Source organism: Bacillus sp. ISL-78, assembly GCF_018613455.1.
In the GTDB taxonomy this organism is placed as follows: domain Bacteria; phylum Bacillota; class Bacilli; order Bacillales; family DSM-1321; genus Peribacillus; species Peribacillus frigoritolerans.
The window spans coordinates 201,331-218,920 of sequence record NZ_JAGGQC010000004.1 but is presented as its reverse complement, the minus strand read 5'-3'; the positions used below and the strand labels follow the sequence as shown (position 1 = coordinate 218,920).

The 17,590-nt window shown below is 34.4% G+C and carries 28 protein-coding genes and 1 pseudogene; 6 read left to right on the top strand and 23 right to left on the bottom strand.

Annotated features, from left to right (window positions below):
- Positions 1 to 58: 58 nt before the first annotated feature.
- Together J7I96_RS06595 and J7I96_RS06590 are read right to left on the bottom strand one after the other, a co-directional pair.
- A complete protein-coding gene (locus J7I96_RS06595) occupies positions 59 to 388 on the bottom strand; it encodes an HNH endonuclease (protein ID WP_214922761.1) in 330 nt (109 codons plus the stop codon).
- A 46-nt stretch (positions 389 to 434) separates the two neighbouring features.
- Positions 435 to 1,007: a hypothetical protein gene (locus J7I96_RS06590; protein WP_214922763.1), complete on the bottom strand. Its 573-nt coding sequence runs from the start codon at positions 1,005 to 1,007 to the stop codon at positions 435 to 437.
- Positions 1,008 to 1,178: 171 nt separating this feature from the next.
- Between J7I96_RS06590 and J7I96_RS06585 the strand changes: the two genes are divergently transcribed.
- Positions 1,179 to 1,496: a hypothetical protein gene (locus J7I96_RS06585; RefSeq protein WP_214922765.1), complete on the top strand. Its 318-nt coding sequence runs from the start codon at positions 1,179 to 1,181 to the stop codon at positions 1,494 to 1,496.
- 21 nt (positions 1,497 to 1,517) lie between these two features.
- On the opposite strand, the gene J7I96_RS06580 is transcribed toward J7I96_RS06585, so the two are convergent.
- The 5 genes from J7I96_RS06580 to J7I96_RS06560 all read right to left on the bottom strand — a co-directional run bounded on the left by J7I96_RS06580 (position 1,518) and on the right by J7I96_RS06560 (position 4,560).
- Positions 1,518 to 1,676: a hypothetical protein gene (locus J7I96_RS06580; protein ID WP_214922766.1), complete on the bottom strand. Its 159-nt coding sequence runs from the start codon at positions 1,674 to 1,676 to the stop codon at positions 1,518 to 1,520.
- A gap of 39 nt (positions 1,677 to 1,715) precedes the next feature.
- Entirely contained in the window at positions 1,716 to 1,946 is a 231-nt protein-coding gene (locus J7I96_RS06575) for a DNA-binding protein (protein WP_214922768.1), read from the bottom strand.
- Positions 1,947 to 2,482: 536 nt separating this feature from the next.
- The gene (locus J7I96_RS06570) at positions 2,483 to 3,178 is read right to left on the bottom strand and encodes a BA5345 family protein (protein ID WP_214922769.1); all 696 of its coding nucleotides are present in this window, start codon (positions 3,176 to 3,178) and stop codon (positions 2,483 to 2,485) included.
- A 560-nt stretch (positions 3,179 to 3,738) separates the two neighbouring features.
- Complete coding sequence (locus tag J7I96_RS06565) at positions 3,739 to 4,119, bottom strand: ArpU family phage packaging/lysis transcriptional regulator (RefSeq protein WP_214922770.1); 381 nt, start codon at positions 4,117 to 4,119, stop codon at positions 3,739 to 3,741.
- Positions 4,120 to 4,212: 93 nt separating this feature from the next.
- A complete protein-coding gene (locus J7I96_RS06560; RefSeq protein WP_214922771.1) occupies positions 4,213 to 4,560 on the bottom strand; it encodes an organic solvent tolerance protein OstA in 348 nt (115 codons plus the stop codon).
- 682 nt (positions 4,561 to 5,242) lie between these two features.
- Between J7I96_RS06560 and J7I96_RS06555 the strand changes: the two genes are divergently transcribed.
- Positions 5,243 to 5,431, top strand: coding sequence for an aspartyl-phosphate phosphatase Spo0E family protein (locus tag J7I96_RS06555; RefSeq protein WP_251029108.1), 189 nt, complete (start codon positions 5,243 to 5,245; stop codon positions 5,429 to 5,431).
- A gap of 410 nt (positions 5,432 to 5,841) precedes the next feature.
- Here J7I96_RS06555 and J7I96_RS06550 read toward each other — a convergent pair whose 3' ends face one another.
- From J7I96_RS06550 to J7I96_RS06480, 15 genes and pseudogenes are all read right to left on the bottom strand, one after another.
- Positions 5,842 to 6,111, bottom strand: coding sequence for a hypothetical protein (locus J7I96_RS06550; protein ID WP_214922772.1), 270 nt, complete (start codon positions 6,109 to 6,111; stop codon positions 5,842 to 5,844).
- Between the two features lie 74 nt (positions 6,112 to 6,185).
- A complete protein-coding gene (locus J7I96_RS06545) occupies positions 6,186 to 6,353 on the bottom strand; it encodes a Fur-regulated basic protein FbpA (protein WP_214922773.1) in 168 nt (55 codons plus the stop codon).
- A gap of 151 nt (positions 6,354 to 6,504) precedes the next feature.
- A complete protein-coding gene (locus J7I96_RS06540) occupies positions 6,505 to 7,044 on the bottom strand; it encodes an ERCC4 domain-containing protein (RefSeq protein WP_214922774.1) in 540 nt (179 codons plus the stop codon).
- A 2-nt stretch (positions 7,045 to 7,046) separates the two neighbouring features.
- Positions 7,047 to 7,487, bottom strand: coding sequence for a hypothetical protein (locus J7I96_RS06535; protein WP_214922775.1), 441 nt, complete (start codon positions 7,485 to 7,487; stop codon positions 7,047 to 7,049).
- Positions 7,487 to 7,732 carry a primase-like DNA-binding domain-containing protein gene (locus J7I96_RS28765; protein ID WP_214922776.1) on the bottom strand — a complete coding sequence of 82 codons (246 nt, stop codon included), beginning with the start codon at positions 7,730 to 7,732 and terminating at the stop codon, positions 7,487 to 7,489. Before J7I96_RS28765 ends, J7I96_RS06535 begins: the two co-directional genes overlap by 1 nt.
- Positions 7,733 to 8,024: 292 nt before the next feature.
- A complete protein-coding gene (locus J7I96_RS06525) occupies positions 8,025 to 10,367 on the bottom strand; it encodes a phage/plasmid primase, P4 family (protein WP_214922777.1) in 2,343 nt (780 codons plus the stop codon).
- 86 nt (positions 10,368 to 10,453) lie between these two features.
- Complete coding sequence (locus J7I96_RS06520) at positions 10,454 to 10,933, bottom strand: DUF669 domain-containing protein (RefSeq protein ID WP_215048053.1); 480 nt, start codon at positions 10,931 to 10,933, stop codon at positions 10,454 to 10,456.
- Positions 10,933 to 11,625: an AAA family ATPase gene (locus J7I96_RS06515; protein WP_214922245.1), complete on the bottom strand. Its 693-nt coding sequence runs from the start codon at positions 11,623 to 11,625 to the stop codon at positions 10,933 to 10,935. The genes J7I96_RS06520 and J7I96_RS06515 overlap by 1 nt, the downstream gene beginning before the upstream one ends.
- A gap of 13 nt (positions 11,626 to 11,638) precedes the next feature.
- Positions 11,639 to 12,186, bottom strand: a pseudogene (locus tag J7I96_RS06510) (host-nuclease inhibitor Gam family protein).
- Positions 12,186 to 12,356 carry a hypothetical protein gene (locus tag J7I96_RS06505; protein WP_214922243.1) on the bottom strand — a complete coding sequence of 57 codons (171 nt, stop codon included), beginning with the start codon at positions 12,354 to 12,356 and terminating at the stop codon, positions 12,186 to 12,188. The pseudogene J7I96_RS06510 and the gene J7I96_RS06505 overlap by 1 nt, the downstream one beginning before the upstream one ends.
- A gap of 100 nt (positions 12,357 to 12,456) precedes the next feature.
- Positions 12,457 to 12,615, bottom strand: a complete 159-nt coding sequence (locus J7I96_RS06500) for a DUF6906 family protein (RefSeq protein ID WP_214922241.1) — start codon at positions 12,613 to 12,615, stop codon at positions 12,457 to 12,459.
- Between the two features lie 12 nt (positions 12,616 to 12,627).
- Entirely contained in the window at positions 12,628 to 12,849 is a 222-nt protein-coding gene (locus J7I96_RS06495) for a hypothetical protein (protein WP_214922239.1), read from the bottom strand.
- 69 nt (positions 12,850 to 12,918) lie between these two features.
- Positions 12,919 to 13,062 carry a hypothetical protein gene (locus tag J7I96_RS06490; protein WP_214922237.1) on the bottom strand — a complete coding sequence of 48 codons (144 nt, stop codon included), beginning with the start codon at positions 13,060 to 13,062 and terminating at the stop codon, positions 12,919 to 12,921.
- Positions 13,063 to 13,075: 13 nt separating this feature from the next.
- Complete coding sequence (locus J7I96_RS06485; protein ID WP_214922235.1) at positions 13,076 to 13,327, bottom strand: hypothetical protein; 252 nt, start codon at positions 13,325 to 13,327, stop codon at positions 13,076 to 13,078.
- Positions 13,328 to 13,346: 19 nt separating this feature from the next.
- Positions 13,347 to 13,580, bottom strand: coding sequence for a helix-turn-helix transcriptional regulator (locus J7I96_RS06480; protein ID WP_214922233.1), 234 nt, complete (start codon positions 13,578 to 13,580; stop codon positions 13,347 to 13,349).
- Between the two features lie 208 nt (positions 13,581 to 13,788).
- Between J7I96_RS06480 and J7I96_RS06475 the strand changes: the two genes are divergently transcribed.
- Both J7I96_RS06475 and J7I96_RS06470 read left to right on the top strand, forming a co-directional pair.
- Positions 13,789 to 14,448 carry a LexA family protein gene (locus tag J7I96_RS06475; RefSeq protein ID WP_214922231.1) on the top strand — a complete coding sequence of 220 codons (660 nt, stop codon included), beginning with the start codon at positions 13,789 to 13,791 and terminating at the stop codon, positions 14,446 to 14,448.
- Between the two features lie 17 nt (positions 14,449 to 14,465).
- The gene (locus J7I96_RS06470) at positions 14,466 to 15,818 is read left to right on the top strand and encodes a recombinase family protein (protein ID WP_214922229.1); all 1,353 of its coding nucleotides are present in this window, start codon (positions 14,466 to 14,468) and stop codon (positions 15,816 to 15,818) included.
- Between the two features lie 34 nt (positions 15,819 to 15,852).
- Here the strand turns inward: J7I96_RS06470 and J7I96_RS06465 are convergent, their stop codons facing one another.
- Positions 15,853 to 16,302 carry a hypothetical protein gene (locus tag J7I96_RS06465; protein WP_214922227.1) on the bottom strand — a complete coding sequence of 150 codons (450 nt, stop codon included), beginning with the start codon at positions 16,300 to 16,302 and terminating at the stop codon, positions 15,853 to 15,855.
- 137 nt (positions 16,303 to 16,439) lie between these two features.
- Between J7I96_RS06465 and J7I96_RS27910 the strand changes: the two genes are divergently transcribed.
- Together J7I96_RS27910 and J7I96_RS06455 are read left to right on the top strand one after the other, a co-directional pair.
- Positions 16,440 to 16,658 (top strand): helix-turn-helix domain-containing protein, encoded by a 219-nt coding sequence (locus tag J7I96_RS27910; protein ID WP_251029106.1) that lies wholly within the window; start codon positions 16,440 to 16,442, stop codon positions 16,656 to 16,658.
- A gap of 710 nt (positions 16,659 to 17,368) precedes the next feature.
- Positions 17,369 to 17,557, top strand: coding sequence for a hypothetical protein (locus J7I96_RS06455; protein WP_214922225.1), 189 nt, complete (start codon positions 17,369 to 17,371; stop codon positions 17,555 to 17,557).
- The last annotated feature ends 33 nt before the right edge of the window (positions 17,558 to 17,590 follow it).

Below are 17,590 nucleotides of genomic sequence, written 5' to 3'. Positions count from 1 at the left end.
GGCCCCCACCCGGTCCCCGGTTTTCGAAAAGTTGATCAAAGTTATTGACCGGGGGGTACTACCATTTCTCATCGTCCCATTTCTTAAGCTTTGTTCCTCCAAAAACTCTGTTGTGCATCTTGTTATGGCAATCCAGGCATAAAGTTTCAAGGTTATCCAATACCAAAGCCAATTGAGGATAGTGTTCAATCTCATACTTATGATGGACGTTGAGCTCCACACTCTTACGTTCACCCTCTACCTTGATTGAGTCCACATGCACCCTGCCTTCACGCTTACACTCTTGGCATTCACGAATGTCTCTATCCAATGCTTCAAGCCTTAGCTTGTTCCACTCACTTGAACGATAAAACTTTTTCTTCTGTGCATCTGTCTTGTACTCAGCCATCTCCTTTTATAATCCACCTTCTTTCTTTCTACGAAGAAAAAGACATCTACCTTTTACCTAGATGTCTTTTTCTTTTTCTCTTTATATATTTTTTTTGCTCAATTGCCTCTTCAATGATTACAGAATAACAATATAAATTATCTATTGGTTTTTTTATTGAACGGACAACTATTGCCATTGCAATAAATATTAATAATAAGATTAGACAAATCAAATATACCCATTTATTTACCGGTGCTGACAAATCAATACTAGTAAAGATATCACTTAAATTATCAGCGTCTTTTATTTGATTCTCATTAATTTTTAGAAAGTTATTGAGGAATGCCAGATTATAATTAGTAACGATATTAAAAATAGTTATGCCCATTGAAGTGAAAACAGGTATTAATAATCCCAGATACATAACAATATGATTATCTAAATAACCAGTATCTTTCTTGTATGAGATAGCAGCATTAATTCTTCTACTCATCATTTGTAAATCTTCTGTTGTATGGTCATTAACAATATCCTTAATGTATTGAACATCGTCAGCGATAGTATTACCTTTAAGCCTTCCATACCTTTTCTCTAAGTATTTTATTACGCTTTTTGCATATTTAAAATTATTTTTCATAATCTCACCCCATATTAAATATCGGGGAGAACGAAAAAAATTTAATTTATCTTAATGCTAAACTTAAAAAGCACACACTTTATGTAATGTGCACCTTGAATTATTTGTAGTTTATACAAGATTTTCAGTTTCCTAGTTTGGTATAATTCTCCTGGAAAGGAGGTGCTAATTATGGATATGGTTCTAAAGGTTTGTATTTCCGACGGTTCGGAGATCATTGTTGATGGTTTTGATAAAATTTCTTTTTACAATGAATTACCAAACATTGATGTAACAAATTCAGGATATTCTTGGCAAAGGGAATCTTATAATGAGTTAATCAATAATTTAATTAATTATAATTTTATTAGCATTAAGCGCCATGATTCGAAAGATAGATTGGAATATAGAAATCATACTTTCGCTTTTGAGAACAGTAATTTCAAGGGAAATGAACCTTTAATTGTACAAACAAAGTCCGTTACTACAATCATTGACATGTATAAATAAGAGTTTAAAGCAGACTGTTTTTTAGTCTGCTTTTTTCTTTGAAGAAATGTGATAACATCTCTCTAAAAGTGTACATTTCGCTTCTTCTAAAACTTCAATAGCTTCTAACGCGTTCGCTTCGCTTTCTACTAATGCACCAACAATTTTCGATATAACACTTCGTTTTTTTGATTCTTCCATCCCCACTCACTCCTTCTCCAAAATAAAAAGCACCATCGACTAGGATGATGCTTCTCTTTTCTTATCCATATAATCCTTACGCTTGACGATATCTTCTTTAAGAAAAAGCCGGTCTCTAGGCAAATCCTTAATTGGTGTAATGACATTTCTTTTTACTAAGTCGTTCAGGTTTTGTCTAGAGCATTGTAGGATATCTAAGGCTTCAGTTGTGTTGATAATTTCTTTCTGAACGAATTCTGCAAGTTCTTCCCTTGAATTAAATGTAAACATTACGATTTCCTTTCCTGGTAACGATGATAAAGAGATAATGATTTATCAATTATCATGAGTAGCATCAAGATAATAAGTAAGATATCCAACGTGCTCTTTAATAATCCACCATGTATCTTGTCTTGGAAAAACAAGAGATAAGCTAGAATCAATAATACTAAAAACCCGTCGTAATCTTTTGCTCTTTTCATCATATTGTTTAACAAGTGGCATCCTGTTATAATTCTTATTAAGGAAGAGAAGCCGTGAACTTCTCTCCCTCGGCTCAAATTTTGATTGCTTACTTGTCGGTAGCGTCATTTTTGAGCTTTTTTATTTTTGTAAGTATGTCTACGGTTTTTTCTACTATCATCAGCGATGTTAGTATCAACCCTAGCACGATTGCTGCTTTTGCCACTTGCTTGTCCCCCCTTTCTATATATTAATTATACCATTTATATTTACTCACGTCAATATAATTTGGGATATTTTATTACATTTACCAAATAAAAAGCACCCTGTGTCTGGATGCCAAATTCGGTAATAATATAAAGTTTCTATATAGTTGTTTTGGTGTGATTATCATTATTTTCCTTATAAATATCATTTAATAAATTCACCTGGAAAAATAACGCATTTGCTGAGAAATATCTGAAGTTTTTCAAAAAAATAAATCCTAAAAATCCATGTAAAATGCTACAACACAAAAAGATAAACCAAGCATGCTCAATTATGAATAATCCCCCAAATAAAAAAGCATAACAGGTAAATGCTAAATATATTCCACAAGAAAGCAACGTTACTTCAGTAACAGTCCCCATTGAATGAGTTGTAGATAGAAGGTGGGCATATCTTTGTGACAAATAAATCAATCTATCATTTTCTAATTTAGAAATATTGTATTGATACTGATACTCGATATAAAAGTAATTTTGAATATCATTTTTCTTTCCCCACCAATCTGGTTTTGGTACATTTTTAGTAAACTTATTAATGACTTCCATCTCTAATTCATGAATTTTTTTACCTTTCCTTATCCAAGCACTCATAAAAAAACTTCTCTGAAAAATGTATCCTATTGGTATTCCAATTGTAATCAATGAAATTATTAAAGTAATAAAATGAAAAGCTTTAAATTCACCGAATATTTTAGAATTAAATACCCCACTTAAAAACAGTATAGGAAGAATCCCCACGATAAATATCCATCCTGGAATACCCCATCTAATTAAATATTTTGTTTCAAAATTCATAATTAAATAACTCCTCTAATCCTACTTCGACAAAATGAGATAAATTCCTTCAAAATAAAAAGCACCCAAGTGAATGAGCGCTTTCTTAATTATTTATCTTTAGAGCACTCTTCACAATAACCAGTCAAAGCATTTTCATCTTCATAAATGTAACCCTCACATCCTGGACACTCTGATACTATTTTTCTTTCCACTTATAACACCTCCATTCGTCCAATTAATTATGGATGAATGGAGGTTAACTGACAAACACTATCGTTCGTCAAATAATGACAAATTACCTATAACCACCCCATTATGCTAATTGCTTAATAAAATAATTTTTTGGAGGGCTCTTACCCCCTTGCCCCGCCAGCAGTCACCGCAAACAAAGTGCATCAGCATAGAAATCATGCCTGTTTGACTACTCGAGTAATGCACTTTGATATGGGATATGTGCGTCTCCCAGGAATGACTTCCTGAGATAATCTTATAAAAATGACAAAGAAAAAAAGGCCCCAAAATTGGTAGCCTTTTTCTCCATGTTTTGTTCAGTTTTTGTTCGCAAAAAGTTCGGGAATTTAAATTATATTTAAACAATGAGCAATCATAAATATGGCTTGTTTCTTTTTTTCATAATATGCAGTCTTTTGTAAGCATAAATCAAGGTAAATATTGATGTCATTCTGTCTTTCAATATCTAAATATTTCTTTTCGATTATTTGACGTTCAATACAATCAAGGTTGTTTAGTGCTCTTTCCATATGAAGGACTTTCATTTCCTTTTCACGATCATTATCATAAAGCTTAGGAAATATATTTATCATTATCCCTTTCTCATTAAGCTCCTGTTTGTTTAATTGTTGAATCTTCAAGGCTCTAAATAATTTGAGTTCTTTCACAACGATAGAACGAATTTGCTTTTCATCAACGTCAGGAAAGAAGGATAATTGGTTACTCATTCATTCTCCCCCTATGGTATAATATCTCATCCAAATACAACACCATTGCCGGGAGAAATCCTGGCATTTTTTTATTTTCAGTTATGTTAATTATTAAAACGGTGAACCATCTTCCACTAAATCTTGCTGTCCTGTTGCTACACTTGCCGAACCATCTTTTTCAATCGTGTATTCCACACCTTCATGCGGCTCTTCTAAATCAGCTGTGCTCATTTGTCCTTCCGGTGCATTATCTTTTTGCGGATTCTCCATTACTTCTTTAGGAGTTTGATAAGCGTATGTTAAATCAATTAAGAAATACTGACCGTACTTGTTATATTTCTCTGTAATTTTGTGCATTTGAAGGTTGTCATTTTCTTTAGCAGCTGAAACGATTTCCTCTGCTTGCTCCCGACTATCTGCATAATGTTGTTCCTTTTGATTAAGTTGTACTTTTGCCATTGATTTTTCCTCCTATTTATAACCGTAATTTTTATTTGAATGTACGAGTAGACTAATTGCTCCTATATAGAAAGTTAATGAAAGTTTTCCTTTATTTATAAAGCGTTTCTAGCCTTAGAAAGCCTTTTAGCTGCTCTTTCCTTCTGCTCACCTGTATAGACCCGTTCTTTTTTCATGCTGACCTGTTTTTCCGTTAAAGTCCCCCTAACAGCTATCGGTCTATCATCCTCAGATTCTAATACGATTAACTCTGTTAAATTAGAGAGTTTTCGAATGTGTTTGGGAACAGTAGAGTAAACGGCCCACTCACCAGTACTATTATCAAAAACCAATGAAGTTTCTTGTTCTTCTCGGGAATAACCGATATCGGAACCTCCTTTGCATCGTTAACATATAATTTAATGTGTGATTCAATTTCCCTTTTGTTTACAGTAAAGTAACTATTCTCGCATGAGGTAGTTACTTTTTTATGTCCTGGTTTATTCGTACTTTACGATAATATTATCCCTATACTTATTAGTTCCAGACAATTCTGTTATGTCTTAGAACCGTTTTTTGTATAGATTTTGGTGGATTATTAAATAAAATGTCGAAACTGTTTCCCCTTTGTTAAATCTTGTATATAATGTTTTTTATTGATTATATTTTTGTCGGATTATTACAATTTGATAGGAGAAAGATTATGAAAAATGAAGCGATATCCAATAAAGAAATGACAAGCAATATTGATGGCTTGAGAGCTCAAATGATTGAATTCGGAATGTTAAAAGGACTTTCTCATCCCGAAACGATTAAATCTAGTCAACTGTTAGACAAGTGGTTATTCAAATATCAAAAAACTATTTCTACACTCCAAGTCACGCCAAATTAAAAATTTTCTCATTCTCAAAATTGATCTAATTCTAATAGTGTGCATCCCCCATTATTTTGGAGTAACTATTTATGTCCTAGAATAGTTACTTTTTTTTGTCTTTGTTTATTCGTACTGTGACATAAAAACCTTTTTAAAACTTTTGTCGAAACTCTTTTAATCATTACTATAATGTTAAATAATTGATGTACATTGTATCTGCAAGCAAAGGAGGGGATAACAATGATTCAGATTGAACTTATTTGTCACGAGCTTAAACGGTTAGTAGACGATTATTACAAGTGCAATAATTCCGTAATCAAAAAACAAATCTATTGCGATATCAAACTTTTAAGCGAAGCTTTGTTTCTTAGTGATTTGCCAGATTATTAAAACCATTAAAAAACTCATATATGTGTCACAGTTCGTGTCTACTCAACGATTCTTCTCAGCTTAGCAATCCAAGGAGAAGAAAAATCTTCTACCTGGAATCGCTTTTGCTCAAATGAATAATTACTAAGAACTTCTGATTGAGGATTCTCTTGTTTAAAAGGAGAAACAATCTCAAACCCTCTCGCCTCTAAATCCTTTATGGCTTGTTCAGCTTCATGCTTCCTTTGGCGGCGGATAATAACCGGTTGAACTTTATTAGCCATGAATATCAGTCCTTCCCTTTTCTTCAAGATAACCGGACTTAACAAAAATGTTCCTCCATGCACGATTCAACCTATCCTTTTTTCTTTTGGCCAGAGACTTTTTCAATCGACGTTTACCTTTAACCGTCATGTCTTCCCCTCGCTTTTTCAGCTTTATAGATATCCTCCAATTCGCTCAACGTTAATTCATAAAGCTGCAATCCTTCTGGCGTTTTGAAATATCCTATTTTCAGCAGTTCATTTTTATAAAAGTCTTTTTCAAGTTCGACTCTCTGACGTAAGTACATAGTTCAATCCTTTCTTGCAAAGTTAATATCTAAGACAAAATGACACCCGCACGTACAAGAAAATTTATAATTATTTAGACGTTGGCGCTTAACTGAATAAACAATAAACTTACAAGCTGGACAGAAAGCTTTATATATTTGTCCGTTCATATTAAAAAGCCCCAGTCCTAAGATAATGTTTTGCCTGATAATAAAAATGGTGATATATCCAATTGCCACTGAATTTTTGATCTAAATAAACGATTTCAAAATTGTATTTTGCTTTGAATGTATTGAGTCTTCCGAGCAACGCTAATGGGTTATACTTGGAACGATATTTTCCTTTCAGCATTTTTTCGTATCCGTGCAGATCTTCCACAATTAAAGTAAAAGGAATGTCTTTAGAGCGAATTAATTCATTTTCAAATGCTGTTTGTGTATCTTTTTGAAGATTTCCTGTAATTTCATCCATATGAGCTTTACGTTCCACTCGGCTGCTTAAATAAATATCACGACCTATTCCCAATTCTTCATTTTTCGGTATCATGCAGCCATAATCGCCAGTGTCCAGTTTTTGAATTTTTACTGGAATATCTTTTTGTCGTAAATAATCCAGTATATGGCCGTTTACATTTTCACGAGTATCAACAACGATAGTTAATGTTTTTAATATTTTATTTAATTCCGTATCTGAGTAGTGGTAGGAAATCAATTTCATTCACCTGCTTTATTTTGCTTTTTGGCATAGTTGACTGCGCGTATGTATAATTCTCTAGCCATTTCATTAGATTCATCATTTTCAAATTGTCGAAAATCTTCATAAATGTCATTCCATCCATTCCTAGCAAGTGAACACATCCATTCATCAAACAATGCAAATGTACCGTCTTCATTACATAACCAGTCATTCAACTTTTCGTTATGCTGCCACCCGCAGATTTGATGGACCATTTTCATAAGAGTAATTTTCTCTGCACTAGCGTTATTCCATGAATTAAACCATTCATCAATTGCTACGTAATCTCGTTCTGCAACTTCCATCACTTCTGGCGGAATTAAATTTTGATTTTTTATCGCTACCCGATCATCCGTTTCATCAAGATAGATATTTGCACCTGATTTCCAAATTTGGCTAAGGATCAATAATACTTGCATTATCTCAACCTCACTCCTAAAAAAATGATTCCATACTTTTTGTCTCTAATTTTCTTAAAATCTTTTTCTAAGCTGTCGTAAAATTTATTTCTTGATTTCGGTAGAGTATTGTATTCACTACACCAACTTTTATAAGTTCGATAGAGTTTTAATCCTGTACATTTATTACTACTCGATCTCCCTATTCTCCGTTTTACAAAATCTTCAATTTCATGGCTTATATATGGCTCTGCGTAGGTTTGCAACTTTTATCACCTCCGAGTTATTGAAAAAGCATCTAGTTATTCAAAAATCATCAAAAGTTATTAAAGAAAAACCACTTAAACCTTAGAGCGACAAGGGATTGAGAACAAAAGTTATCAAAGTTATCAGCTCCGGGGTATTACTGCTCCTAATATACTTATATATTTTTTTATTTTTTTTAATTAATAGAAAAACAAATAACTAAAATAACTTAAAAACTAAATACAGTACTTGAAGCCTTGATAATATTGAATTCATAGTATTTTACTAAGGATTATTAAAGCGATTTTTGAGTTACTTTACCACTTTGAAAAAGCTGTTTTCCTCATTTTCAATAATTCCTTTAGTAACTGGCATTCTCTCTTTTAAGGTAATTCCTGTTAAATATGTTTTATTTCCAGCGCCCTTCAATTTCCCGAATCCTTTTGTTTCTAACATTCGATAAAATGATCTGTTCCCTAATGTGCGCTCACCAGATTTAAAACACCAATTGTCATAAACGTTGTATAATTCTTTCGCTTCGATTTTGATCGCTTCATTTTTTGGTTCATCAATGTAACAAATTTCACCCAAGAACGGAGCTAGAATATCCATTTCTTCTTTGTAGTTACCGGTTGCATCCGTTACAACTTTCGGGTCTTGCAACCCTAACCTCTGCCACTTCAAGCAACCCTCAATCGCCCAATTTAAAATCCCTGGCATTTCAAATGACAATTTTTCTTCCAGTTTCTTATCACGTTCATGCGGCTTTAGATTTAAAGTAAATGGGATAATTTTTACACGCCTCCAAATACCATCGTCTACACCACCAATAATCGGTTTATGATTTGTTGTAAAGAAAACCTTAAATTCTGGAATAAATTCGAAATACTCTTGTCGTAAAAACCGAGCTAAAATTGGCTCTCCACCTGTAATTGTTTTTACAAGAGATTCCTGCAATTTTTCGCCTTCTTCTGACTCTACGGCCGAAACAAATCTCGAATTTACTAACCTAGCAATATCATTATTTGCACCAGTATCTTTTTTCTTAATGAACGTATCTGATTTTGTTTGGGATCCGTAATCGCCCATTAACTTTTTGATTGTATTTACAAAAGTCGATTTTCCGTTTGAACCACCGCCGACTAAGAAATACATGGATTGCTCTGATATGTCCCCAGTTAGCGAGTAGCCGACAAGCCGTTGCATATATTCAATCAAGTCTTTGTCACCCTTAAATATTTGGTCTAAGAAATTTGACCAAGTTGGATGTTTGGCATTTTCGTCAAATTCAACATTTGAGATTTTTGATATTCCAAGCTCACGATCATGCGGCTGAAGATTTCCAGATTTCAAATCGATAATTCCATTTTCAACATTCAATAAAAATTTATGTCGGTCGAAATCTTCACGTTCAGCTGGGACAAGTGGCATTAAATCTTTAATACTATTCATTCGGATATTTCTTCTTTCACACATTCGCGCCCACTTTGTTTCTGATTCATCCTCAGATTTATAAAGTCCGCGCAATACTTTTGCTGTGATGCGCTCAATTTCTTTTTTATTGTCTACCTTCCACCGTTTCCCATCCCATATGAACCAACCTATATCGCTAACGTATTTAATGACATGACCATATTCATATGCAATCCGTTCGGCGTTTCCAAGTTCAGTTAAACGGAATTTCTTTTTTGGTTTTTCCTCCACAACCACTTCTTTCTCAATATTGTGGAAGTCAAAAGAGAATTCTGTGAATTGTTCCTTGTTATCTAATATTGTTGTAGAGGTTGAAGAAATGGCTGTTGCTATCGTTCGTTCTCCATATGTTTCATTTGTTTCTCTAAAATGAATGACATCCCATTTATCACGCATAAGGGCTGATTCACGAAACATAGTATCCATTCGTGTTGCAGATTTACCTGTCCAAAATGCAAGGTGATTACATAGGGCCAAATCACTCGCTGAATGATCATCATTTATAAGATTCCCATTGAATAACGACCGTATTTCATCGCCATTTTTACTTCGGAAAATTCTCCCCCATAAAGCATCGTTCGTAATATTGATCTCGTCCTTTTCAAATTCAGCTAAGTTGACGCGGCCTTGAATATCACTGTCATCGAAATATTGCTCAAATACTTCAGCAATTTCATCTGTACGCTCATATACATCATTAGAATTTTCACGATTACCAGTGAAACTGAAATAACGTCCATAAGAATAAATTTCTAAGCCATGTTTAGTGTTCTTTCGGCCAGTCCCTAGAACAGTTTGAGGAAGGTTCCCCTTGATGATAATGTGGACCCCGGTACCAGAAGGAGAAAATTCCGTATAGCTGTCTAATGTATCGATTATTTCTGTTGAAAGAGTATTCGTCTTTCCATCTACAACACATTTGTCAATATCGATCCCGATGTAATTGTCCTGCCGGCTAAATACAAACCCTATGCCGTCATAGTCACCTTCTAAGTAGAATTTGACTGCTGTTGCAAATGTCGACCAGGTACGTCTATTGTTCGCCTGTGCCATTTCTCCATTTACTTGATATGGCACCTTTGTTGGTTTGTTATTTCGCTTTTCCGATCTCCATAAAATCCATTGAGGAAGGGCTTTTAATTCGGCAGGGATTTCGTTAAAATTGTATGGATTTTCTTTCATTTCGCCCTCCAATTAGTGCTAAACATCGTTTTTTGGGTATAAAAAAGAGAAGCTAGTAAAATACCAACTTCTCTATTTAGTTTTATTTAGAACGGGATATCATCGTCACAGATGGTAATTGACGGTCCTGCTTGTTCTGGAGGACTCACCTTAGATGCATCGAAGAATCTAGCTTTAGCATATTTTTTTGATTTATCTTTTTTATCTTCTTGATGCTTAACGGTAATAACCAAATTTTTATTGAAAAGCTGTTTTGCCATGTCGTCAGAATCCTTAAATTCTACTCCATTAGGGAAGCCGCATGCTTTGATAAGGCTGTTGATGCGTTTAATATTGTTTTCTTTATACTCAGGATCATCATTGTGGAAATATAGCGTGTTGTACAAAATTTTTGCACCCTGATGAGCTTGTGGAACATCTGAACGAATTTCAAAGTCTAGATTTAACGTTGGGTGGCCCTGAAAATCTTGTGCATTTGCATTAATAATAATTGCCTCGTATTTCCCTTCTGCTACTAACTCAAATCCTATGCTTACGTTTTCCTCATCAAATTTAAAGAATGACATTATTTATTTCCCCCTGTATTTTCATTTGTAGTTGATACTAATAATTCTTCTTGAACGCAACCTTTACGATCATCTAGATGATTCTTGGCAAAAATACTCTGGTTACCTTCCAAAATAAATCCGCGGGTCCCGTCTGCTTTTCTAATTAATCGAGCGACAACATGTACGATTCCCATAACGTGATTTACGATTTTGTCACGAATATCCGGAATGAATTGGTTATATTGCTGCCCATCATCATGGATAATGCTTCGTGTAGTTTCCCAGGCAGTGTAGATGACGTTTGCATCTAATCCATTGAATGTTTCAATAACCTTCAACAAGTGGTTATCGAACAATGCATAATCTTTTAACTCCGGCATTCCACTTTTCGTTTTTTCTCCCTTACTCATCAACCAAAGCTTTTGATAATGAGTAAGATTATCCACAAAAACGTTATCGTAATTAGCCATATTCGCTTTTGCATGTGCATAAAAGTCTAAAATGCTTTTATGAGGATCGTTCGAGTCGATTTTGGCGACATCCACATTTGAGTAGCCTTGTAATACTTGGCTTGTCCCATCAATATCGAGCACTAACGTTTTACCTGGTAGCAATCCAGAAACAGTAGTTTTACCATCTCCCGGCTTTGAATAAATGATGATTATTGCTTTTTTGCTTTTTGTAATTTCAGCACCATTTGTAGTTTCCAATTAGTTTTCCCCCTTAAACTTCCACACTATAAGAAATGGATTCAGGCTTAACAATTACACCAGGAACAATTTGGCCGTTCTCATCCACGACTACCTTTTCACCACTGATTTCTACGATCTTTAATGACTTTTTCAAGTCGGCCCATTTTACACTATTCTTAATGAATTCATCCATTTCGTTTTCAATAACATATTGAAGAATTACATCCTCATTTCCCTTATCAGGTGTCTCCTTAGACTTACGGGTTTTCGATTTGCCATAAGGTGTGCTGATGGTTTTAGCCTTAGGATCCTCAGCCAATTGTTTAGCATGATAAAGAGTAATAAGTGATTCGAAAAAGCTTGTACTATTGGTAATGGAAGAGAGCTCACCTTTTTCCCATTCAGCAATACGATCACGTTCCACATTTGCCAGCTGCTTGATTTCTTTCTCCTTTGACTTAGTGCAGTAAGTTTACGGAACGCCCAATTTAGGCTGTTGATGTCCGTAATCTCAAATTTAGTTTCTTGGGATTGGATTTCCTCAACTTCCATAAGCTCGATTTGTTGTAATGAATTCATTAGTTTTCCTCCTTCAATTCGTTATCAAGCGATTCATATATATCAATCAAGTCATCATAAAAATGACTTCCACCTAAAGCAGGCTCATGTTTTTCAAGGATTTTATACAGTTTTTCTAATTTAGGGTTAGCAGGACTAAAAACAGTATTTTTCTTTGTTTCGAAATACATTTATTTGTCCTCCTGTTGCATATTTGGTATAAAAATGTTTAGAATACTTATAAGCGTTGTACATTTTTCTTCAGGACTCCTGTCTGCAAACGGGAGTCTTTTATTCATTTGGTACCTCTTTGGTTTGACCTGTCATCCTGTGGACAATAAGCAATTCACCTTGAAGACTCTTAACAACTAACCATTCCTTTGTATCTCGTATGCCTGCCCACTCCATGGCTTTACGCTGTCGACCAGTTGGCCTTTTACCACTTTTCAAGAAATCACCTCCTTAATTGACTGCTGCTAATGGATATTCGTAATTCACACTAACTACAGGTAAATTAATTTCTGTGATATGCTCGTCCTTGCGATTAAACAATTTGAATACTCCATCGTGTTCGATGATGTCATCCACAGGTTGTCCACCAAATTCCTTACCAACTTCAAAGGTATAAATAAAAGGATTAGTTGCTTCAGCAATTACCTCAAAAGACTTAATCGTTCTTTCCAATTGTTTCACCTCCCTAATTATTTTTGACTTCTTACATAAGCCCGATAAATTTCCATGTACCGGTCTAACTCATTCATCGCTAACCATTCCCGAGCTTTTATTTTCAAATTTCCCACCACCTTTCAATCGTCCTGCAGTCAATGAACTACCGCACATACAGCCACCTAAAAAAACCAGTAATACGAAGAGTCCAGAAACCATTAATTCGCCCAATGAGTTACCCTCCTTAAGAAACTTTCTTATTTTCTTCACCTTTTTCTAATGGCTTTTTATAGGTCAAATATGTTCTGAAGTGCCCGTTTTCTTTAACAACTGTTCGATCATAATTTTCTAAGGGGTTTTCCTTTTGAGTTGAGCCTGGTGCTGTATACTTCCAAGCACCGGCTCTATTAAGTAGTTCAGACAACCCTTTTGGAACAGGAACCTCATATCCCCCAAGAGATATACTAGTTACAATTAAATCCTCCTTAATTCTCATATGAACACCTCACTCTACTTTAATAGGTAGAACTACTCTCTATCCCTCTACTTAAAGTAGAATCTACATTAAAAAAAATAAAATCATAACTTAAATCTAAAATGTCACAAATCTTCTTAGCTTCCTTTATCGTTACGTCATCAGGTTGTTTCTCCATCTTGCTGTATGTTTGAACATGAACACCGAGCTTTGAAGCTATTTCGCGTTGTGTAAAACCTCTTAATAATCTGGCTTGCTTTAGTGTGAGAATCATGGTTATCACCTCGCTTTTTACCCTTCACAATCACATGTTATTCTACTTTTAGTAGAATGTCAACGATATTCTAGTAACTTTTATCCACTAAATCTACTATTTTTTCATCTTGTATACTAAAAGTAGATTTTTCTCGTTATAATGTTGAATAAATTCTACTTTTAGGGTAAGATAAATCTCATAAAGAGACCGACCGGAGGGAATTAAATTGAGTATTGGAAAAAACATAAAAAAGTTGAGAGAAATACATAATCTTTCCCAAAAAGACTTAGCTGAAATTGCTGGAGTATCTGATAAAGCTGTATCTACTTGGGAGAATGGAATAAAAGACCCTCGAATGGGTGCTATTCAAAAAATAGCTGATCACTTTGGTATATTGAAAAGCGATATTATCGAGGATAAGGAAACAAAAGTAAATCCCATTAATCCTTCAAAGCAGCCAAAATTTGAGGGGTTTTCAAAACCTATGCCATTATTAGGATCAATTGCAGCTGGTCTTCCTCTTGAAATGATTCAAGTCCAAGAATGGATTAATGTTCCCTCAGAAGTTGCTGAAAAATATCCCCACGCTTTCTTAGTAAAAGTAAATGGAGATAGTATGAATAAAATTGTACCTTCTGATGCATTAGCTTTGATTGACCCTACTTTAGAAGTGAATAACGGGGATGTTGCTGCAGTTGCTGTTAATGGCTATGACGCAACGCTAAAAAGGTTCTTTAAGTTCAAAAATGGAATTACCCTGGAACCAGAGAGCTTTAATGAAAAACACACTACACAATATTACGATCATAAAGAACAAGAATTTAATCCTATTCACATAAAAGGAAAGTTAGTTTGGTACATGGCTCCAATAGATATTAAATTCTAATTTGAAAGGTGATTATTATGACTAAGGCGGCACTATATATACGCGTTAGTACACGGGAGCAGGTCGAAAATTACAGTATCGAAGTTCAAAAAGAACGCTTGGAAGCATTTTGTAAAGCTAAGGGATGGGAAATTTATAACACCTATGTTGATGGGGGATTTTCAGGATCAACATTAAATCGACCTGACTTACAAAGAATGATTAAGGATTTAAAAAATATAGATGTAGTTCTGGTTTATAAATTAGACCGATTGTCTAGATCACAAAAAAACACACTAGAATTAATTGAAGAACATTTTTTAAAAAACAATGTGGACTTTGTTTCCATTACAGAAACTCTTGATACCTCTACTCCTTTCGGAAAAGCCATGATTGGAATACTATCTGTATTTGCACAATTAGAACGTGAAACGATTGCTGAAAGAATGAGGATGGGACACATCAAGCGCGCTGAAAATGGATTGGGTTCAATGGGTGGAGATTATGACCCAGCAGGATACTCAAGGGAAAATGGGTTCTTGATAATTAAGGATGAAGAGGCCAAGCATATTCAAAGAGCCTTTGATTTATATGAACAATATCATTCAATCACAAAGGTGCAACAAAGTTTGAAAGAGGAAGGTCATGCAGTATGGAGATTCAGAAGATATAGAGACATCTTATCTAATCCTTTATACATAGGCATGGTTAGCTTCGCTGGTAAGCATTATAAAGGACAACACCAACCTATTATTACCCCTGAACAATTTGAACGCGTACAGGTACTATTACAACGCCATAAAGGGAACAACGCTCATAAGGCTAAAATGAGCCTATTATCCGGGCTATTACGTTGTCAATGTTGTAATGAACTTTTTGTATCGTATTCAACAAGTATAACGAAGAAAAATCCCAAAAAGTATTATTACTACATTTGCAAAGCAAGAAGATTTCCTTCCGAGTACGATGAGAAGTGTAACAATAAGATTTGGAATAGATCTAAATTAGAATCAATAGTGATTAGTGAATTAAAAAATATTTCAATTAAAAAGTCGAAGGCTCAAAAGAAAGAGCAAACGATTAACTACGAAAAACTAATAAAAGATACAGATAAAAAAATGGAAAGAGTAATCGAATTATACACAAATGAATTAATCAATAATGACTTACTGGAGAAACAAGTGAGCAAGTTGAATGCTGAAAAAGAAAAATTAATACAGAGTCAAAGGTCTTCTTTCGAGGATACACAAATAATTACTGATGAAATTTTAGAGAATATCCAAAGTGATTTTGAGGATTTAGAATTTAAGGATAAACAAGCAATTGTACAAACATATATAAAAGAAATTCACTTAGATGGTGATAACGTCATAATTGATTGGCGTTTTTAATTAGTCATTTTTTTATGTATTCATTCCCCGCTATTCATACAGCCCATACCAGGAATTCATCTTTTCCGTTTACGGCTTCAACGACAAAGTCGGACGCATTCTGTTGACCTGCCGATAAAGTGCCCGTCCACCTCATCACATTGTCAGGAATCGTATATTGAATGCCGGGGCCTGTCCACCTATAAAGCTTTGCACATTCACTGACCCGTCCCATCATGATGCATGACCGGCAGTAAGTGCAATCTTGATTGCAAATCTTGCAAGGGAAAGTATAAAACAAGGTTTGATCTTTGTTACCGCAGCGTACACAGTGATAACTGCCGTTCCCGGATTGCACGCCGCAAGTTTCCGAGACATACCCATTCTTGTGGGGCTCTGTGAGGATTTCTTGGGAGAAGGGAATTTCGAAGGCCAAAAGGTGTTTTCCGGTGAGATGGTTCTGAAGTTCAATGGAATAAGGCAGGGAAATGCTCATTTTTTTCAAACTGCAGCCTCCATTTCTTGATAAATTACACTCCCCCTTATCATTCGCTTTTAACTCCCGGATTCCTTTTTGTTCATAAAAAAACGCCTTTCACTTAGTGAAGGCGTCACAGCTGCAAGCAAATTGGTGTGAGCTACATGTGTAATAACACAATTGCATCCAAACTTGAGGTATCTTATAAATCAGTTCAACGTTTAATGAAGAAACTTGAAGACCTCGGCATGATCCGCCAGGTACCAATGAAGGGAAGACAAGATATGATGCAAACAGCCAACGCAATCATCATTCAGCCTGTAAAAGATGAAATGACCGCCCCCCCCCCCTGTGAAAGAGTCCAAGCAGTGTCCGGCCATTAAAACAACTACTTCTTTCTTATAACAAAATATTAAAAACAAGAAAAGTAAAGCCGTTCCTCAATTCTCTCAAGGGGATAATTCTCTAGAAAATTCTTTAAAACAAGCAAATTTTGTAGCCCATTGGGTGCCAGGCGTATTCAGGAGTTTTGGAAGGTAATTAAACAGTGTAATAGAGTGGTTGATTATTCTACTAACAAAAGAGCATTCACTAGGGACAAGAAATAGCGACCGGTACCAAAGCAGGAATTTGCTATGAAGGTTAAGAGTGGAGTTAACATGCATAAAGGTCCATTTGCTTACTTCAATGGGATTGTAAATAAACTAATGAATAAGCTTTTTTTTTGATGATGACTTTTTGACTTTATATACTTATAAAATTTGAAATTATAAAAAATAAAATAAAGCCTATCCTCAATAAATTAGTTAGGCTTTACTTTATAATGATTTCAATTTAATTCTAATTATTTTTTTTTACCATAATTGAGTAAATCCTTTTTGATGAAAAATACACAACATGAAGCAATAAATATAGAAGTAATAAAAAGGCAGAAACATAAATATAACCATTACCTTTTAATAGAATGTCATTAGATATACTAGAATATACAAGAACATATAAATAGAAAAATGCAAACATTAAAAGTGTTTCAGAAACGTAACTCAGAATTCCTTTTTTTAATATTAATATCTTTGAGAATAGAATGTCTACAATGCCAGTAACTACAACAGTTGTAATGAAAAATTTAAAAATAATTTTTATAGATGAAGTTGTGTTCTCAGAATTTATATATACATCTGATGTTAATGAAGCTATGTATATTACTAGGAAAAAGCATAAAAAAGGTACAGATAAAATTGCTGCACACATTAAAGTTACAGTTGAAATTGCAAAAATATGATCTCCACGTGAATAGCTTTTTGAATTTTTTTTA

What these genes read in the sequence shown, in the direction of transcription:
- J7I96_RS06595 (WP_214922761.1), bottom strand. Translation starts at nt 388, where the DNA reads ATGGCTGAGTACAAGACAGATGCACAGAAGAAAAAGTTTTATCGTTCA.
- J7I96_RS06590 (WP_214922763.1), bottom strand. Translation starts at nt 1,007, where the DNA reads ATGAAAAATAATTTTAAATATGCAAAAAGCGTAATAAAATACTTAGAG.
- J7I96_RS06585 (WP_214922765.1), top strand. Translation starts at nt 1,179, where the DNA reads ATGGATATGGTTCTAAAGGTTTGTATTTCCGACGGTTCGGAGATCATT.
- J7I96_RS06580 (WP_214922766.1), bottom strand. Translation starts at nt 1,676, where the DNA reads ATGGAAGAATCAAAAAAACGAAGTGTTATATCGAAAATTGTTGGTGCA.
- J7I96_RS06575 (WP_214922768.1), bottom strand. Translation starts at nt 1,946, where the DNA reads ATGTTTACATTTAATTCAAGGGAAGAACTTGCAGAATTCGTTCAGAAA.
- J7I96_RS06570 (WP_214922769.1), bottom strand. Translation starts at nt 3,178, where the DNA reads ATGAATTTTGAAACAAAATATTTAATTAGATGGGGTATTCCAGGATGG.
- J7I96_RS06565 (WP_214922770.1), bottom strand. Translation starts at nt 4,119, where the DNA reads ATGAGTAACCAATTATCCTTCTTTCCTGACGTTGATGAAAAGCAAATT.
- J7I96_RS06560 (WP_214922771.1), bottom strand. Translation starts at nt 4,560, where the DNA reads ATGGCAAAAGTACAACTTAATCAAAAGGAACAACATTATGCAGATAGT.
- J7I96_RS06555 (WP_251029108.1), top strand. Translation starts at nt 5,243, where the DNA reads ATGAAAAATGAAGCGATATCCAATAAAGAAATGACAAGCAATATTGAT.
- J7I96_RS06545 (WP_214922773.1), bottom strand. Translation starts at nt 6,353, where the DNA reads ATGTACTTACGTCAGAGAGTCGAACTTGAAAAAGACTTTTATAAAAAT.
- J7I96_RS06535 (WP_214922775.1), bottom strand. Translation starts at nt 7,487, where the DNA reads ATGCAAGTATTATTGATCCTTAGCCAAATTTGGAAATCAGGTGCAAAT.
- J7I96_RS06525 (WP_214922777.1), bottom strand. Translation starts at nt 10,367, where the DNA reads ATGAAAGAAAATCCATACAATTTTAACGAAATCCCTGCCGAATTAAAA.
- J7I96_RS06520 (WP_215048053.1), bottom strand. Translation starts at nt 10,933, where the DNA reads ATGTCATTCTTTAAATTTGATGAGGAAAACGTAAGCATAGGATTTGAG.
- J7I96_RS06505 (WP_214922243.1), bottom strand. Translation starts at nt 12,356, where the DNA reads ATGTATTTCGAAACAAAGAAAAATACTGTTTTTAGTCCTGCTAACCCT.
- J7I96_RS06485 (WP_214922235.1), bottom strand. Translation starts at nt 13,327, where the DNA reads ATGAGAATTAAGGAGGATTTAATTGTAACTAGTATATCTCTTGGGGGA.
- J7I96_RS06480 (WP_214922233.1), bottom strand. Translation starts at nt 13,580, where the DNA reads ATGATTCTCACACTAAAGCAAGCCAGATTATTAAGAGGTTTTACACAA.
- J7I96_RS06470 (WP_214922229.1), top strand. Translation starts at nt 14,466, where the DNA reads ATGACTAAGGCGGCACTATATATACGCGTTAGTACACGGGAGCAGGTC.
- J7I96_RS27910 (WP_251029106.1), top strand. Translation starts at nt 16,440, where the DNA reads ATGTGTAATAACACAATTGCATCCAAACTTGAGGTATCTTATAAATCA.
- J7I96_RS06455 (WP_214922225.1), top strand. Translation starts at nt 17,369, where the DNA reads ATGCCAGTAACTACAACAGTTGTAATGAAAAATTTAAAAATAATTTTT.